The sequence below is a fragment of the Herbaspirillum sp. alder98 genome, assembly GCF_020179755.1.
Classification (GTDB): domain Bacteria; phylum Pseudomonadota; class Gammaproteobacteria; order Burkholderiales; family Burkholderiaceae_D; genus Herbaspirillum.
In genome coordinates this window covers 112,999-128,125 of sequence record NZ_JAIUCY010000003.1, presented here as the reverse complement: position 1 = coordinate 128,125, position 15,127 = coordinate 112,999, and the positions used below count along the sequence as shown (strand labels likewise).

The 15,127-nt window shown below is 62.5% G+C and carries 18 protein-coding genes; 16 read left to right on the top strand and 2 right to left on the bottom strand.

The window, feature by feature from the left end:
- Positions 1–84 precede the first annotated feature (84 nt).
- The gene (locus tag LBW87_RS08470) at positions 85–993 is read right to left on the bottom strand and encodes a class I SAM-dependent methyltransferase (protein WP_225201012.1); all 909 of its coding nucleotides are present in this window, start codon (positions 991–993) and stop codon (positions 85–87) included.
- Positions 994–1,223: 230 nt separating this feature from the next.
- On the opposite strand from LBW87_RS08470, the gene LBW87_RS08465 reads away from it, so the two are divergent.
- Positions 1,224–1,757: a DUF3833 domain-containing protein gene (locus tag LBW87_RS08465; RefSeq protein ID WP_225201011.1), complete on the top strand. Its 534-nt coding sequence runs from the start codon at positions 1,224–1,226 to the stop codon at positions 1,755–1,757.
- Positions 1,758–1,763: 6 nt separating this feature from the next.
- The gene (locus LBW87_RS08460; RefSeq protein WP_225201010.1) at positions 1,764–2,306 is read left to right on the top strand and encodes a chalcone isomerase family protein; all 543 of its coding nucleotides are present in this window, start codon (positions 1,764–1,766) and stop codon (positions 2,304–2,306) included.
- 101 nt (positions 2,307–2,407) lie between these two features.
- Here LBW87_RS08460 and ychF read toward each other — a convergent pair whose 3' ends face one another.
- Positions 2,408–3,499, bottom strand: coding sequence for a redox-regulated ATPase YchF (gene ychF, locus LBW87_RS08455; protein WP_225201009.1), 1,092 nt, complete (start codon positions 3,497–3,499; stop codon positions 2,408–2,410).
- Positions 3,500–3,793: 294 nt separating this feature from the next.
- On the opposite strand from ychF, the gene LBW87_RS08450 reads away from it, so the two are divergent.
- From LBW87_RS08450 to hisC, 14 genes are all read left to right on the top strand, one after another.
- Entirely contained in the window at positions 3,794–4,597 is an 804-nt protein-coding gene (locus LBW87_RS08450) for an ABC transporter ATP-binding protein (protein ID WP_225201008.1), read from the top strand.
- Positions 4,594–5,373: a lipid asymmetry maintenance ABC transporter permease subunit MlaE gene (gene mlaE, locus LBW87_RS08445; RefSeq protein ID WP_225201007.1), complete on the top strand. Its 780-nt coding sequence runs from the start codon at positions 4,594–4,596 to the stop codon at positions 5,371–5,373. The genes LBW87_RS08450 and mlaE overlap by 4 nt, the downstream gene beginning before the upstream one ends.
- Before the next feature lie 73 nt (positions 5,374–5,446).
- Complete coding sequence (mlaD, locus tag LBW87_RS08440; RefSeq protein ID WP_225201006.1) at positions 5,447–5,923, top strand: outer membrane lipid asymmetry maintenance protein MlaD; 477 nt, start codon at positions 5,447–5,449, stop codon at positions 5,921–5,923.
- Positions 5,920–6,636: a VacJ family lipoprotein gene (locus tag LBW87_RS08435; protein ID WP_225201005.1), complete on the top strand. Its 717-nt coding sequence runs from the start codon at positions 5,920–5,922 to the stop codon at positions 6,634–6,636. Before mlaD ends, LBW87_RS08435 begins: the two co-directional genes overlap by 4 nt.
- Positions 6,637–6,786: 150 nt before the next feature.
- The gene (locus tag LBW87_RS08430; protein ID WP_225201004.1) at positions 6,787–7,422 is read left to right on the top strand and encodes a phospholipid-binding protein MlaC; all 636 of its coding nucleotides are present in this window, start codon (positions 6,787–6,789) and stop codon (positions 7,420–7,422) included.
- 16 nt (positions 7,423–7,438) lie between these two features.
- On the top strand, positions 7,439–7,753 hold the full coding sequence (locus LBW87_RS08425; RefSeq protein ID WP_320442722.1) for a lipid asymmetry maintenance protein MlaB: 315 nt from the start codon (positions 7,439–7,441) through the stop codon (positions 7,751–7,753).
- A 202-nt stretch (positions 7,754–7,955) separates the two neighbouring features.
- Positions 7,956–8,867 (top strand): ABC transporter ATP-binding protein, encoded by a 912-nt coding sequence (locus LBW87_RS08420; protein ID WP_225201002.1) that lies wholly within the window; start codon positions 7,956–7,958, stop codon positions 8,865–8,867.
- Positions 8,864–9,628: an ABC transporter permease gene (locus LBW87_RS08415; protein WP_225201001.1), complete on the top strand. Its 765-nt coding sequence runs from the start codon at positions 8,864–8,866 to the stop codon at positions 9,626–9,628. The genes LBW87_RS08420 and LBW87_RS08415 overlap by 4 nt, the downstream gene beginning before the upstream one ends.
- 42 nt (positions 9,629–9,670) lie before the next feature.
- Entirely contained in the window at positions 9,671–9,907 is a 237-nt protein-coding gene (locus tag LBW87_RS08410; RefSeq protein ID WP_225201000.1) for a BolA family protein, read from the top strand.
- An 11-nt stretch (positions 9,908–9,918) separates the two neighbouring features.
- On the top strand, positions 9,919–11,169 hold the full coding sequence (gene murA, locus LBW87_RS08405) for a UDP-N-acetylglucosamine 1-carboxyvinyltransferase (protein WP_225200999.1): 1,251 nt from the start codon (positions 9,919–9,921) through the stop codon (positions 11,167–11,169).
- Between the two features lie 13 nt (positions 11,170–11,182).
- Positions 11,183–11,833, top strand: a complete 651-nt coding sequence (hisG, locus tag LBW87_RS08400) for an ATP phosphoribosyltransferase (RefSeq protein WP_225200998.1) — start codon at positions 11,183–11,185, stop codon at positions 11,831–11,833.
- A 47-nt stretch (positions 11,834–11,880) separates the two neighbouring features.
- Positions 11,881–13,194 carry a histidinol dehydrogenase gene (hisD, locus tag LBW87_RS08395; RefSeq protein ID WP_225200997.1) on the top strand — a complete coding sequence of 438 codons (1,314 nt, stop codon included), beginning with the start codon at positions 11,881–11,883 and terminating at the stop codon, positions 13,192–13,194.
- Between the two features lie 4 nt (positions 13,195–13,198).
- Positions 13,199–14,002, top strand: coding sequence for a DNA-methyltransferase (locus LBW87_RS08390; RefSeq protein ID WP_225200996.1), 804 nt, complete (start codon positions 13,199–13,201; stop codon positions 14,000–14,002).
- Positions 13,983–15,110 carry a histidinol-phosphate transaminase gene (gene hisC / locus LBW87_RS08385; protein WP_225200995.1) on the top strand — a complete coding sequence of 376 codons (1,128 nt, stop codon included), beginning with the start codon at positions 13,983–13,985 and terminating at the stop codon, positions 15,108–15,110. Before LBW87_RS08390 ends, hisC begins: the two co-directional genes overlap by 20 nt.
- Positions 15,111–15,127 lie beyond the last annotated feature (17 nt).

Here is a 15,127-nt window from a genome sequence, read left to right as displayed (position 1 = left end):
GCGTTAACGGCAGCACCCAGCCCGGCTGTAGCCCTGTCGTTAAAAAAGCATTGCTGGTACTGGCTCAGCAAGTTCCGTTCCCGCTCAGGCGGCCTCGGGCACGAAAAAGCGCTGGCCCATTTCTTCCAGGCCCAGCGTGCGCAACACCTCCTGCAGGCGCTCGGTGGGGCGGCGTCGCGGCAGGTCGCGGTATTGGGCGACGATCAGTTCGTTCTTCATCGAATGCTCCCAGCCGACCAGTTCGGTCACGCTGACCTTGTAGCCGTGCGCCTCCAGTTGCAGGCAGCGCAGCACGTTGGTGACCTGGCTGCCGAATTCGCGGGTATGCAGCGGATGACGCCAGATCTCGGTCAGCGAGTTGTTCAGCGATTTGCCCTTGTTGCGGTTGAGCACCGACGCCACTTCTGCCTGGCAGCACGGCACCAGCACGATGAAGCGGGCCTTCTTGTGGAGCGCGAAGTGGATCGCATCGTCGGTGGCGGTGTCGCAGGCATGCAAGGCGGTGACGACATCGATGGCGGCCGGCAAGCGCTCGGAAGTGATCGAATCGGCCACCGACAGGTTGACGAACGACATGCCGCCAAAGCCCAGGCGCGACGCCAGTTCTTCGGACTTGCGCACCAGTTCTTCGCGGGTTTCGATGCCATAGATGTGCGGCGCGCCCTGCAAGGCCTTGAAGAACAGGTCGTACAGGATGAAGCCCAGGTAGGACTTGCCGGCGCCATGGTCGACCAGCGTCACATCAGGGTGATCCTGCAGCACTTCGGCCAGCAACGGCTCGATGAACTGGTAGAGGTGATAGACCTGCTTGAGCTTGCGGCGGCTATCCTGATTCAGCTTGCCGTCGCGGGTGAGGATGTGCAGTTCCTTGAGCAGCTCGATGGACTGGCCCGGACGAATATCGTGCGGCACGGCCGTCGCATTGTCGGACTGTTCGGAAGGGGGACGTTTGCCCTGGGGGCGACCCGATTTCTTCGGGGCTTGCTTGCTCATGATGTGGTGCCGGATCGGACTGCCAGCCTTGGCGCGCCCGCAGATTGGGAAACCGCAGATATTACCCGGTTTCATCTTCCACCGGAGTCCCCGGCGGCCTGACGCGTTGCAGCAGCGCCGCTTTCCGATTGAAATTACCAGTTGGTAAAATAAGTTACCAATTGGTAGATTTTGTGGTTTTTTCGGGTTACTCTTGATCGACACTTTCTGCATTCGTGAAGGAGAAGCCCATGCATCGATGGATCCGACGGTTGGTTGCGCTATGCCTGCCCTGGCTGCTGGCCGCCTGTGCCTCGCAAGACATCGGCGACTACGCCCAGGCGCGGCCGCAGTTCGACCCGGCGCAATTCTTCGCTGGCCGCACCCAGGCCTGGGGCATATTCCAGAAGCGTGACGGTAGCGTGGCGCGGCGTTTCCATGTGGTCATCGACGGCCGCGTGGAGGGACGCAAGCTGACCCTGGACGAGCGCTTTCGCTATGACGATGGCGAAACACAGCAGCGCGTCTGGAGCCTCGAACGCCAGGACGATGGCACCTGGCGCGGCACGGCCGGCGATGTGAAGGGGGTTGCCATCGGCGAAGTCGCGGGCAATACCCTGCACTGGCGTTACACGCTGGTGCTGCCGGTCAAGGACACCACCTACGACATGCGCATGGATGACTGGATGTACCTGATCGACGACAAGACCATGATCAACCGCACCAGCATGCAGAAGTTCGGCATCGAGGTCGGCCAGGTCAGCCTGTTCTTCCGCAAGGATTGAGCGGCCATGCGCAGCGGGTCTCGCTGGTGGGCAGGCGCTTTGCATTGCGCATTGCTGTCGATGCTGTTGCTGAGTGGGCCGTCCCAGGCTGGCGAGCTGTGGCGTCAGGCGCTACCGCAGGCGCAGCCATTGGGCAGCGGCCAGATGACCTGGCTGGGCCTGCGCATCTACCAGGCCACCTTGTGGGCGACACAGCCTGCGCCGGATTTCACGCAGCCGTTCGCGTTGCAACTGACCTACAGGATGTCGATCAGCCGCGAGCGACTGGCGAACACCAGCATGGACGAAATACGTCGTTTGAGTGGATCGCCGATTGCACCCGAGACGCTGCTGCGCTGGCAGGCGGCGCTGGAAAAGACCTTGGTCGACGTGGCGCGCGACGATCAATTGATTGGCGTCTATCTGCCCGGGCGCGGCTTGCAGTTCTACGATGCCGACAAGTTGTTGGGCGAGATCGACGACCCGGCCCTGGCGCGGGCATTCTTCGATATCTGGCTTAGTCCGGGCACTCGCGATCCGGCGTTGCGCAAGCGCTTGCTGGGGCAGTAGGCAATACGCAGTGCGGACGCCAGAATGCAGAAAGCCCCGCATCTCCAGGAAATGCGGGGCTCTCGGTATTGCTGGTCTTGCAGGTGAGCGCTGCTGCTTGTTTAGACGTTAAACAAGAAATTCATCACATCCCCATCCTTGACCACGTATTCCTTGCCTTCGGCGCGCATCTTGCCCGCTTCCTTGGCGCCGGTTTCACCCTTGAAGGCGATGTAGTCTTCATAGGCGATGGTCTGGGCGCGGATGAAGCCGCGTTCGAAATCGGTGTGGATCACGCCTGCTGCCTGCGGGCCGGTGGCGCCCACCGGCACGGTCCAGGCGCGCACTTCCTTGACGCCAGCGGTGAAGTAGGTCTGCAGGCCCAGCAGTTTGAATGCGGCGCGGATCAGGCGATCCAGGCCGGGCTCCTGCATGCCCATGTCGGTCAGGAAGTCGATCTTGTCGGCGTCGTCCAGGTCGGCGATCTCGGCTTCGATGGCGGCGCAGATGGCGACGATCGGCGCGTTCTGCTCTTTCGCGTAGGCGGTCAGCTGGTCCAGCAGCGGGTTGTCGGTGAAACCGCTATCGGACACGTTGGCCACATACATGGCCGGCTTGGCGGTGATCAGGCACAGGGGCTTGATCAGCAGCATTTCCTCGGCGTCCAGGTTCAGCGCGCGCACCGGCTTGGCTTCGTCCAGCGCCGGCATGATGCGTTCGAGCAGGGCCACCAGCTTGGCCGCGTCCTTGTCGCCCGAGCGGGCTTTCTTCTGTTCGCGATGGATGGCCTTTTCGACCGTGCCCATGTCGGCCAGCGCCAATTCGGTCTGGATCACGGCGATATCGTCCAGCGGGCTTACGCGGCCTGCCACGTGGATCACATTGGGGTCTTCGAAGCAACGCACCACGTTGACGATGGCGTCAGTCTCGCGAATGTGCGACAGGAACTGGTTGCCCAGGCCTTCACCCTTGGAGGCGCCCGCGACCAGGCCGGCGATGTCGACGAATTCGACCGTGGCCGGCAGGATGCGCTCGGGCTTGACGATCTCGGCTAGCGCAGTCAGGCGTGGATCCGGCACTTCGACGACGCCGACGTTGGGCTCGATGGTGCAGAACGGGTAGTTCTCGGCGGCGATGCCAGCCTTGGTCAGCGCGTTGAAGAGAGTGGACTTGCCGACGTTGGGCAGGCCCACGATGCCGCATTTGAGACTCATGACAGAATTCTTCCGAAAGCAAAAGCGCCATTGTATCAAGGCCCACGGGGATGCCCTAGCGTTGCGCGCGCGCCACGGCTAGCGTTCTGCTGCGCACTGCAGCAAATTAACTGACTGATTTGTCAGTAAAGGCCTTTGTCGGCAACGGCGGCCAAGTAGCGGTAAAAACATCCGAAACGTCAAAAACCGCCCCTTTTTGTTGCAAACGTTTTACATCTGGTGTTGCCGCCTTGAAAGCGCTTGGACAAATTTGCTCTACAATGTCGCTTTTCCAAGCTCTCTGCGAAAGCCGCTTTGCCAAATATCGTTGAAATCCGCGATCTGCATTTCCGCTATGGCGACCGTCCCATCCTGTCCGGACTGCGCATGGATTTTCCACGCGGCAAGGTGGTGGCGGTAATGGGCGGCTCCGGTTCCGGCAAGACGACCATCTTGCGCCTCATTGGCGGCCAGTTGCAGCCGCAAGAGGGCACGTTGCAGGTGGATGGCGAAAACGTCCCTGGAATGGCCACGCGCCAGTTGTATCTGCTGCGCCGCAAGATGGGCATGCTGTTCCAGAATGGTGCATTGTTTACCGATATGACGGTGTTCGACAACGTCGCCTTTCCGCTGCGCGAACATACCGACCTCGATGAGCCGCTGATTCGTGACCTGGTGTTGATGAAGCTCAATGCCGTTGGCCTGCGTAACGCCGCCCAGCTCAAGCCGGCCGAGATTTCCGGCGGCATGGCGCGCCGCGTGGCGCTGGCGCGCGCCATTGCGCTCGATCCGCTGCTGATCATGTATGACGAGCCGTTCGCCGGTCTCGATCCGATTTCGATGGGCGTGACCGCCAACCTGATCCGCCGTCTCAACGATGCGCTGGGCTCGACCTCGATCCTGGTGTCGCATGACGTCAATGAGTCGTTCGGCATTGCCGACTATGTCTATTTCCTGTCGCAGGGCAAGATCGTGGCGCAGGGTACGCCGGCCGAGATGCGCGAATCGACCGATCCTTATGTGAAGCAATTCGTGCATGCCGAGACCGACGGCCCGGTGCCGTTTCACTACGCCGGCAAGTCGCTGGCCGAGGATCTCGGCCTGGGAGGTCGCCCATGATCGGCCGTCTGATCGGCGGCCTGGGCCGCAGCGTGCGCGAATTCATCGCCGGCGTCGGCTTTGCCGCGCGCATGTTCATCAATATGCTGGGGGCGTCGGCAGGCCTGCTGCGCCGGCCGCGCCTGATTACCGACCAGATTCATTTCATCGGCAACTATTCGCTGGTGATCATTGCCGTGTCGGGCCTGTTCGTCGGTTTCGTGCTGGGCCTGCAGGGTTACTACACGCTCAATAAATACGGCTCCGAGCAGGCGCTCGGCCTGCTGGTGGCGTTGTCGCTGGTGCGTGAGCTCGGCCCGGTGGTGACGGCGCTGCTGTTTGCCGGTCGCGCGGGTACTTCGCTGACCGCCGAGATCGGGCTGATGAAGGCCGGTGAGCAGTTGTCGGCCATGGAAATGATGGCGGTCAATCCGCTGCAGCGCGTCGTGGCGCCCCGCTTCTGGGCGGGCGTGATCGCCATGCCGGTGCTGGCGGCCATCTTCAGCGCGGTCGGCATCATGGGCGGTTATGTGGTCGGGGTGCTGATGATCGGCGTCGATGAAGGCGCCTTCTGGTCGCAGATGCAGGGCGGAGTCGATGTCTGGGCCGATATCGCCAACGGCGTACTGAAGAGCATCGTGTTCGGCATCGCCGTCACCTTCGTGGCCTTGTTCCAGGGATATGAGGCGCAGCCTACGCCAGAAGGCGTGGCCCGTGCCACCACCCGCACCGTGGTGATTGCTTCGCTGACCGTGCTGGGACTGGATTTTCTGCTGACCGCGCTGATGTTCAGCTGAGTCGGTCACGACGATTAACGACGAACATAGAAGACGGCGGGCGACATGCCCGCCATGAATGAAAAGGGTGGATATGCAACGTAAATCACTGGACGTCTGGGTTGGCATCTTCGTGCTGCTGGGCGTGGCGGCGCTGGTGTTCCTGGCCCTCAAGGCCGGCAACATGAGCTCGCTGTCATTCGGCCAGAAAACCTACACCATCAAGGCCAGTTTCGATAACATCGGTGGCTTGAAGTCGCGTGCTGCGGTCAAGAGCGCCGGCGTGGTGGTTGGTCGGGTCGATTCGATTCGATTCGACGACCAGACCTTCCGCGCGACCGTCATCGTGAACATGGACGACAACTACAAATTTCCGAAAGACAGTTCTGCCAAGATCCTGACCTCGGGTTTGCTGGGCGAGCAGTACATTGGAATCGAGCCGGGTGGCGATACCGCCAACCTGGCATCGGGCGATACGATAAAAATGACACAGTCCGCGATTGTTCTGGAGAATCTGATCGGTCAGTTTCTCTACAGCAAGGCGGCCGAGGGAAAGGATGATTCAAAATGAAATACGCAGCACGCATCGCCGCACTGGCATTGGCAGCAGCCCTCTCCGGTTGCGCCACCACGAATAATCCGAACGACCCGCTGGAAGGTTTCAACCGGGCCATGTTCAGCTTTAACGACGGCGTCGACAAGGTCGCCCTGAAGCCGGTCGCGCAAGCCTACGATACCGTCGTGCCGGGCCCGGTGCAGACCGGCATTGGCAACTTCTTCGGCAACATCGGCGATCTGTGGTCGTCGATCAACCAATTGCTGCAAGGACGTATCGAGCAGGGCGTCTCGACCTTCATGCGGGTGGCCATCAACACCACCTTCGGTCTGGGCGGCGTGCTCGATGTGGCGACCGAAGCGCGTCTGCCACGCGAAAAATCCGATTTTGGCCAGACCCTGGGCAAGTGGGGCGTGGGCTCGGGTCCTTACCTGGTGCTGCCGTTCTTCGGTCCGTCCACGCTGCGCGATACCGCCGGCCTGCCGATCGACCTGTACGGCGACCTGTGGACCTACAAGCGTCCGATCCGCTGGCGCAATGTCGGCAGCGTGGTGCGTGTGATCGATCGTCGCGCCCAGTTGCTGGATGCCGGATCCTTGCTGGAAGACGCTGCGCTGGACAAGTATGACTTCGTCCGCGACGCCTACCTGCAACGTCGCCAGTCGCAGATCGACGGTAGTCGCAGTGGCGGCGGTGATCAGCGCAAGGAAGAAGCGGTCAAGCCCTGATCGAAGGGGATGACCGCCGAGGCGAGTGCCTGCCCACGCAGCCGCTCGCCTTGAATTTTTGCCCGAACGCACCATCTAACAATGCCGGCCTGCTGAGTTGTCAGTTTGTACAGGCCAGCCGCGTTCGGCTCAATCTGAATGGATAGAATTATGAAGATCTTCACCAAATTCCTCGCCGTTACCATTGCCGCATCGGCATTCGCCTTTGCCGGCGCCGCCAGCGCCCAGGAAGCCCCGGACGCACTGGTCAAGCGTATCAGTTCCGAAGTGCTCGACACTGCCCGCAGCGACAAGGACATCCAGTCCGGCAACAACAATCGCATCATGCAGCTGGTCGAACAGAAGATTCTGCCGTATGTCGATTTCGAACACATGACCCGTCTGGCCGCCGGCCGCTTCTGGCGTCAGGCTACTCCCGACCAGCAGAACCAGCTGATCACCGAATTCCGCAGCCTGCTGGTGTACACCTACGCCGGCGCACTGTCGCAGGTGCGTGACCAGAAGATCGAGTTCAAGCCGCTGCGCGCTGCCGCCGGCGATACCGATGTCGAAGTCAATTCGCAAGTGATCTCCTCGCGCGGCGGTGAGCCGATCCAGATCAGCTACCGTCTCGAAAAGAAGGGTGATGGCTGGAAACTGTACGACGTCAACGTGCTGGGCGCCTGGCTGGTCGAAGCCTACAAGGGCACCTTCACCAGCGAGATCAACCGCGGTGGCATCGATGGCCTGATCAAGGCACTGTCCGACAAGAACAAGCAGCTGGCTGCACGCGCCAACAAGAAGTAAGTCGTCTTCGCCCGTTATCCAGCCAGGAACCGTCATGTTCAAGCCCGCCAACTCGCTGACTTTCAAGAACGCCAGTGCCGTCCTGCGTGATGGTCTGGCGGCGATTGCCGGTGGCCAGTCCGGGATTGACCTCTCTGACGTGACGGTGGTCGACTCGTCTGCCGTGGCCACCTTGCTGGCCTGGCGGCGTGAGGCGCAACAGCGTGGCGTGGCCCTGGATTTCGGCGTGTTGCCGGCCAATCTGCAAAGTCTGGCCGACCTGTACGGCGTGTCGGTGTTGCTGCATGGCACCGATACTGCACCTACCTCCGCTACCGATCGACATCACTGACGGCAGCTTTTTCCCCACCGGGGTGTTGCGTGCAAGCGCGGCTGACCGGCCCGGGAACCCGAATTCCCCTATAATCACCGGTTTTATCGCGTCACGGTTCCCGCTTTCAAGGCCCGTCCTGTGACGCCCTGCGGCGTTGCGGGCCGCCGCTTCCTCGACTTTTCTCCTGCACGTAACGAACTCTAGGGCTGTCCCAGGCATCATGGCCGCATTGCAAATCAATGACATCAAGAAACGCTACCAGTCGCTGCAAGCGCTGGGCGGCGTTTCGCTGGCAATCGAGGAAGGCGAATTCTTTGGCCTGCTCGGTCCCAATGGCGCCGGCAAGACCACGCTGATCTCGATCATCGCCGGCCTGAACCGGGCCGACTCCGGCAACGTCACCATCCACGGCCACGATGTGGTCAGCGACTACCGCAACGCCCGCACCAAGCTGGGCGTGGTGCCGCAGGAACTGGTGTTCGATCCCTTCTTCACGGTGCGCGAGACGCTGCGCATGCAGTCCGGCTACTTCGGTCTGAAGAACAACGACCGCTGGATCGACGAGGTGATGGACAACCTGGACCTCACCAACAAGGCCGATACCAACATGCGCGCGCTGTCGGGCGGCATGAAGCGGCGCGTGCTGGTGGCCCAGGCGCTGGTGCACAAGCCGCCGGTGATCGTGCTCGACGAGCCCACCGCCGGGGTCGATGTCGAACTGCGCCAGACCTTGTGGAAATTCATCGGCCGCCTCAACCAGGAGGGCCACACCATCGTGCTGACCACGCACTACCTGGAAGAAGCGCAGGCCCTGTGCAACCGCATCGCCATGCTCAAGTTCGGCCACGTGGTGGCGCTTGATTCGACCGATGCGCTGATCAAGCGGATATCCGGTTCGCAGCTGGTGCTGCGCCTGAAGCAGGGCGCCTTGCCGGACAGCCTCAAGCCGCTGGTGACACGCCCCGAAGAACTGCTGGGCGGCAACAAGTTCACGCTGCGCGTGACCGATTACAACGAAGTCGAACCGATCCTGGCCGCGTTGCGCCAGGCCGGCGCCGAACTCGATGACATGCAATTGCAGCAGGCTGACCTGGAAGACGTCTTCATCCAGATCATGGGAGAAGAAAAATGACCGGATTCCAGACCCTGTTCTACAAGGAAATCCTGCGTTTCTGGAAGGTCGCCACGCAAACCGTGACCGCGCCGATCCTGACCGCCGTGCTGTATCTGCTGATCTTCGGCCATGTGCTGCAAGATCATGTGCAGGTCTATCCGGGGGTGCAATACACCGGATTCCTGGTACCTGGCCTGGTGATGATGAGCGTGTTGCAGAATGCCTTCGCCAACAGTTCGTCGTCGCTGATCCAGTCCAAGATCACCGGCAACCTGGTGTTCGTGCTGCTCACCCCCCTGTCGCACTGGGAACTGTTCGGCGGTTATGTGCTGGCCGCCGTCGTGCGCGGCCTGATCGTCGGCGCCGGGGTGTTCGCAGTGACGGCCTGGTTTGGCCATCTCGATTTCGTCGCGCCGTTGTGGATCCTGGTGTTTGCGCTGCTGGGCGCCGGCATCCTGGGGACGATGGGCTTGATCGCCGGCATCTGGGCTGAAAAGTTCGACCAGCTGGCCGCGTTCCAGAATTTCCTGATCGTGCCGCTGACCTTCCTCGCCGGCGTGTTCTATTCGATACATTCGCTGCCGCCGTTCTGGCAGACGGTGTCGCATTTCAACCCGTTTTTTTATATGATCGATGGCTTCCGCTACGGGTTCTTCGGCCAGTCCGACATTGCTCCCACGACCAGCCTGGCCATCGTCGCCGTGTTCTTCGTCGCACTTGCCACGCTGGCCGTGCGCATGCTCAAGAGCGGTTACAAATTGCGCGCTGGCGCGCACTGAGCGGCGTCGCCCAGTCATCCTATCCTTGTGAAGAGCCGAATCATGCTACCCACTCCCGAACTCGTCAAAAACTACATCGTCGCCGGTCTGGCGTGCCAACACATTGAAGTCGAGGGCGATGGCCAGCACTTCACTGCGGTCATCGTCTCCGAAGCGTTTGCCGGCAAGCAGCGCATCCAGCGTCACCAATTGGTCTACGCCGCGCTGGGCGACCGCATGCGTGAAGAAATCCACGCCCTGTCGATGAAGACATTGACTCCCGAAGAATTCCAGAAATAAGGCCCAGCATCATGGACAAGCTCCTCATCCGCGGCGGCAAGCGCCTGTCCGGCGAAGTCACCATTTCCGGCGCCAAGAATGCGGCGTTGCCGATCCTGTGCGCCGGCTTGCTCACGGCCGACGACCTGCGCCTGACCAACATTCCGCATCTGCAGGACGTGCTCACCATCACCAAGCTGATGAAGCAGATGGGCCTGCGGGTGCAGGAAAACGGCGAAGAAGTGGTCTTGAACGGCAATGACATCACCCGTCTGGAAGCGCCCTACGAGCTGGTCAAGACCATGCGCGCCTCGATCCTGACCCTGGGGCCGTTGCTGGCGCGCTTCGGCGAGGCCAAGGTGTCGCTGCCCGGTGGCTGCGCGATCGGTTCGCGTCCGGTCGACCAGCACATCAAGGGCTTGCAGGCGATGGGCGCCGAGATCCACATCGATGGCGGCTATATCTATGCCAAGGCCAAGCGCCTCAAGGGCGCGCGCATCGTGACCGACATGATCACCGTCACCGGCACCGAGAACCTGCTGATGGCGGCGGTGCTGGCCGATGGCGAAACCGTCCTCGAAAATGCGGCGCGCGAACCGGAAGTGGGCGACCTGGCCCAGTTGCTGGTCAAGATGGGCGCAAAGATCGAAGGCATCGGCAGCGACCGCCTGGTGATCCAGGGCGTGGAGCGCCTGCACGGCGCCACCCATGACGTGATCGCCGACCGCATCGAGACCGGCACCTTCCTGTGCGCGGCGGCGGCCGCCGGTGGCGATGTGACGCTGCGCCGTACCCGTTCGGGCCTGCTCGATGCGGCGCTCGACAAGCTGCGCGAAGCTGGCGCGATCCTGACCACGGGTGACGACTGGATCCGTATCCAGATGGCTGCACGCCCCAAGGCAGTGAGCTTCCGTACTACCGAATACCCGGGCTTCCCGACCGACATGCAGGCCCAGTTCATGGCGCTCAACTGCATTGCCGACGGCACCAGCCACGTCACCGAAACCATCTTCGAAAACCGTTTCATGCACGTCCAGGAACTGAACCGCCTGGGCGCGGCGATCGATATCGAAGGCAATACCTCCATCGTCAAGGGCGTCGACAAATTCATCGGCGCGCCGGTCATGGCGACCGACCTGCGGGCATCGGCCTCGCTGGTGATCGCCGGCCTGGCGGCCCAGGGCGAAACGCTGATCGAGCGCATCTATCACCTCGATCGCGGCTACGACCGGATGGAACTGAAGCTGTCGTCGATTGGCGCCGACATCGAACGCGTCAAATAAGCAGATACAGAACATGACTCAACAATTGACGCTGGCCCTGTCCAAGGGCCGCATCTTCGAAGAAACCCTGCCGCTGCTGGAAGCCGCCGGCATCAAGGTGTCCGAAGACCCGGAATCGTCGCGCAAGCTGATCCTGCCGACCAACGACCCTGCCGTGCGGGTGATCATCGTGCGCGCCTCTGACGTGCCGACCTACGTGCAATACGGCGCGGCCGACTTCGGCGTGGCCGGCAAGGACGTGCTGATGGAACACGGCGGCGAAGGCCTGTACCAGCCGATCGACCTCAATATCGCCAAGTGCCGCCTGTCGGTCGCCGTGCAAGAGGGTTTTGACTACGCCAATGCGGTGCGCCAGGGGGCGCGCCTGCGGGTGGTGACCAAGTACGTCAAGACTGCGCGCGAGCACTTTGCGGCCAAGGGCGTGCACGTCGACCTGATCAAGCTGTATGGCTCGATGGAACTGGGCCCGCTGGTCGGCCTGTCGGACGCCATCGTCGATCTGGTCAGCACCGGTGGCACATTGCGCGCCAACAAGTTGGTCGAGGTCGAGCACATCATCGAGATCTCGTCGCGCCTGGTGGTCAACCAGGCCGCCCTGAAGCTCAAGCGCGAACGGCTGCAACCGATCCTGGATGCGTTTGAAAAGGCATCCCGCCCGAAGTGACACCGATAGTGACATCGACTGAACCAGCCGCACACCAGGTAGACCCCATGAGCATTGCCATCCGAAAACTCGATTCCACCGAACCCGGCTTTCGCGAGAAGCTGGCCGCCGTGCTGGCCTTCGAAGCCAGTGAAGACGAAGCCATCGATCGCGCCGCCGCCACCATCCTGGCCGACGTGAAGGCACGCGGTGATGCCGCCGTGCTCGATGCCACGCATCGTTTCGACCGCCTGCAGGCGGGTTCCGTGGCGGCGCTGGAAATCGGACGCGATGCCTTGCAGGCAGCCCTGGCCGGATTGCCCGAGACCCGGCGCGCCGCATTGCAGACCGCCGCCGACCGCGTGCGCGCATACCACGAGCGGCAGAAGAAGGAATGCGGCTCGGACGGTTTCCTGTACCGCGAGGCGGACGGCACCGAACTGGGCCAGAAGGTCACGCCGCTGGACCGCGTGGGTATCTACGTGCCGGGCGGCAAGGCGGCCTATCCGTCGTCGGTGCTGATGAATGCGATTCCCGCCAAGGTGGCCGGCGTGGCCGAAGTGATCATGGTGGTGCCGACCCCCGACGGCGTACAGAACGAGCTGGTGCTGGCGGCCGCCGCTATCGCCGGCGTCGATCGCGTCTTCACCATCGGCGGCGCCCAGGCAGTCGGCGCGCTGGCCTATGGCACCGCCACCATCCCCCAGGTCGACAAGATCGTCGGTCCCGGCAACGCCTATGTGGCGGCCGCCAAGCGACGCGTGTTCGGCGTGGTGGGCATCGACATGATTGCCGGTCCTTCCGAAATCCTGGTGATCTGCGACGGCAGCACCGAGCCCGACTGGATCGCCATGGACCTGTTCTCGCAGGCCGAGCACGACGAACTGGCGCAATCGATCCTGCTGTGTCCCGATGCCGACTACATCGCTCGCGTCGAGGCCAGCATCAACAAGCTGCTCGACACGATGCCCCGGCGCGACGTGATCCGCACATCGCTCACCGACCGCGGCGCGCTGGTCAAGGTGCGCGACATGGAAGAAGCCTGCGAGATCGCCAATCTGATCGCCGCCGAGCACCTGGAGATTTCGGCCGAAGAGCCGCAGCAGTGGGCCGACCTGGTGCGCCATGCGGGCGCCATGTTCCTCGGTCGTTTCTCGTCCGAATCGCTGGGTGACTACTGCGCCGGACCGAACCACGTGCTGCCGACGTCGCGCACGGCGCGTTTCTCGTCGCCGCTGGGCGTGTACGACTTCCAGAAGCGCTCCAGCCTGATCCGGGTGTCCGAAGCGGGCGCCCAGACCCTGGGCCGGATCGCCGCCGAGCTGGCTTATGGCGAAGGGCTGCAGGCCCACGCCCGTTCCGCCGAACTGCGCCTGAAATGATGCGATGACGGCAGCCGCGGACGAAGGCTGGATCGATCGCGTGCATTGCGAGGATGCGCTGGCCGGCCTGCGGCGCATTCCCGACGGCAGCATCGACCTGCTCATCGCCGACCCGCCCTACGGGTTGGGCAAGGATTACGGCAACGATTCCGACAAGCTCGAGGCGGCCACCTACCTGGCCTGGACCGAGCGCTGGATCGACGCCGCGTTGCCCAAGCTGAAGGCCAATGGCAGCCTGTACATTTTCCTCACCTGGCGTTACTCGCCCGAGATCTTCGTCATGCTCAAGCAACGCATGATCATGCTCAACGAGATCGTCTGGGATCGCCGGGTGCCGTCGATGGGCGGCAGCACGCGCCGTTATTCGTCGGTGCATGACACCATCGGTTTCTTCGCCCGCGCCAAGGACCATTTCTTCGATCTCGACGCCATCCGCATTCCCTACGACGCCCAGACCAAGAAGGCGCGTTCGCGTTCCATCTTCGTCGGCGCCAAGTGGCTCGAGATGGGCTACAACCCGAAGGATGTCTGGAGCGTGTCGCGGCTGCATCGCGAGCACCGCGAGCGCGCCGACCATCCGACCCAGAAGCCGCTCGAGATCATCGAACGCATGGTCAAGGCCTCGTGCCCGCCGGGCGGCGTGGTGCTCGACCCGTTCATGGGCAGCGGCACCACGGCGGTGGCCGCCAGGCGCTGCGGCCGACGCTTTGTCGGCTTCGAACTCAATCCGGATTACTGTGAACTGACCCGCCAGCGGCTGGACGCGCTGCAAGCCACGAGCCCCCAAGATGAACCGATCACCGACTGACGCCGACCCCCTTGCGCCACTGATTGCCAGCGTGATCCGCGCCGACGTGCGCGCCCAGTCGGCCTACCATGTGCCGGATGCCGCCGGCATGGTCAAGCTCGACGCGATGGAAAATCCCTACACGCTGCCGCCGGCGCTGCGCCAGCAACTGTCGCTGCGATTGGCCGAAGTCGAATTGAATCGTTATCCGGTGCCATCCTATGGCGCGCTGAAGCAGGCCATCTGCCGCGAGCAGCAAGTGCCGCAGGGTTACGATGTGCTGCTGGGCAATGGCTCGGACGAGCTGATCTCCATCATCTCCACCGCCTGTGCCGGCGAGGGCCGAAAGGTGCTGGCGCCTGAACCCGGTTTCGTGATGTACGCCGTATCGGCGCGGCTGGCCGGACTGGATTACGTGGGCGTGCCGTTGCGCCCCGATTTCACGCTCGACCTGCCGGCCATGCTGGCCGCGCTGGAGCAGCACCGTCCGGCAGTGACCTATCTGGCCTATCCCAACAATCCCACCGGCACCTTGTTCGACGCGCAGGAAGTGCTGCAGATCGTGGCCGCAGCCGCCCCGTTCGGCATCGTGGTGGTGGACGAGGCCTATGGCCCGTTTTCGCCGCACAGCCTGATGGATGAGTTGCCGCGCTTCAATAATCTGGTGCTGATGCGTACCGTGTCCAAGCTGGGCCTGGCCGGACTGCGCCTGGGCTACATGTCGGCCGCGCCGGCGCTGTTGCGCGAATTCGACAAGGTGCGCCCGCCCTATAACATCAACGTGCTGACCGAGGCGGCGGCGCTGTTCATGCTGGAACACCTCGATGTGCTGCAGGCGCAAGCGGCCGAGTTGCGTGCCGCGCGCACCGGCTTGTCAGCCCGGCTGGCGGGATTGCCGGGCGTCGACGTGTTCCCGTCGGCTGCCAATTTCGTGTTGATCCGGGTCCCGGATGCCGATAAAGTCTTCGCCGCACTGGCCGCGCGCAAGGTGCTTGTCAAAAATGCCGGTAGAATGCACGGATTGTTACAAAACTGTTTGCGCATCACGGTCGGCGCCGAGCATGAAAATGCGCAGCTGCTGGCGGCGCTGGCAGAGGCCTTGCAGGTGTCGTCTTCGGCACCAAATTAAACAGTATTCCCTTTCGT

Bases quoted from the DNA above. Each gene is read 5' to 3' on its own strand.
- LBW87_RS08470 (WP_225201012.1), bottom strand. From the start codon at position 993: ATGAGCAAGCAAGCCCCGAAGAAATCGGGTCGCCCCCAGGGCAAACGT.
- LBW87_RS08465 (WP_225201011.1), top strand. From the start codon at position 1,224: ATGCATCGATGGATCCGACGGTTGGTTGCGCTATGCCTGCCCTGGCTG.
- LBW87_RS08460 (WP_225201010.1), top strand. From the start codon at position 1,764: ATGCGCAGCGGGTCTCGCTGGTGGGCAGGCGCTTTGCATTGCGCATTG.
- ychF (WP_225201009.1), bottom strand. From the start codon at position 3,499: ATGAGTCTCAAATGCGGCATCGTGGGCCTGCCCAACGTCGGCAAGTCC.
- mlaE (WP_225201007.1), top strand. From the start codon at position 4,594: ATGATCGGCCGTCTGATCGGCGGCCTGGGCCGCAGCGTGCGCGAATTC.
- mlaD (WP_225201006.1), top strand. From the start codon at position 5,447: ATGCAACGTAAATCACTGGACGTCTGGGTTGGCATCTTCGTGCTGCTG.
- LBW87_RS08435 (WP_225201005.1), top strand. From the start codon at position 5,920: ATGAAATACGCAGCACGCATCGCCGCACTGGCATTGGCAGCAGCCCTC.
- LBW87_RS08430 (WP_225201004.1), top strand. From the start codon at position 6,787: ATGAAGATCTTCACCAAATTCCTCGCCGTTACCATTGCCGCATCGGCA.
- LBW87_RS08420 (WP_225201002.1), top strand. From the start codon at position 7,956: ATGGCCGCATTGCAAATCAATGACATCAAGAAACGCTACCAGTCGCTG.
- LBW87_RS08415 (WP_225201001.1), top strand. From the start codon at position 8,864: ATGACCGGATTCCAGACCCTGTTCTACAAGGAAATCCTGCGTTTCTGG.
- LBW87_RS08410 (WP_225201000.1), top strand. From the start codon at position 9,671: ATGCTACCCACTCCCGAACTCGTCAAAAACTACATCGTCGCCGGTCTG.
- murA (WP_225200999.1), top strand. From the start codon at position 9,919: ATGGACAAGCTCCTCATCCGCGGCGGCAAGCGCCTGTCCGGCGAAGTC.
- hisG (WP_225200998.1), top strand. From the start codon at position 11,183: ATGACTCAACAATTGACGCTGGCCCTGTCCAAGGGCCGCATCTTCGAA.
- hisD (WP_225200997.1), top strand. From the start codon at position 11,881: ATGAGCATTGCCATCCGAAAACTCGATTCCACCGAACCCGGCTTTCGC.
- LBW87_RS08390 (WP_225200996.1), top strand. From the start codon at position 13,199: ATGACGGCAGCCGCGGACGAAGGCTGGATCGATCGCGTGCATTGCGAG.
- hisC (WP_225200995.1), top strand. From the start codon at position 13,983: ATGAACCGATCACCGACTGACGCCGACCCCCTTGCGCCACTGATTGCC.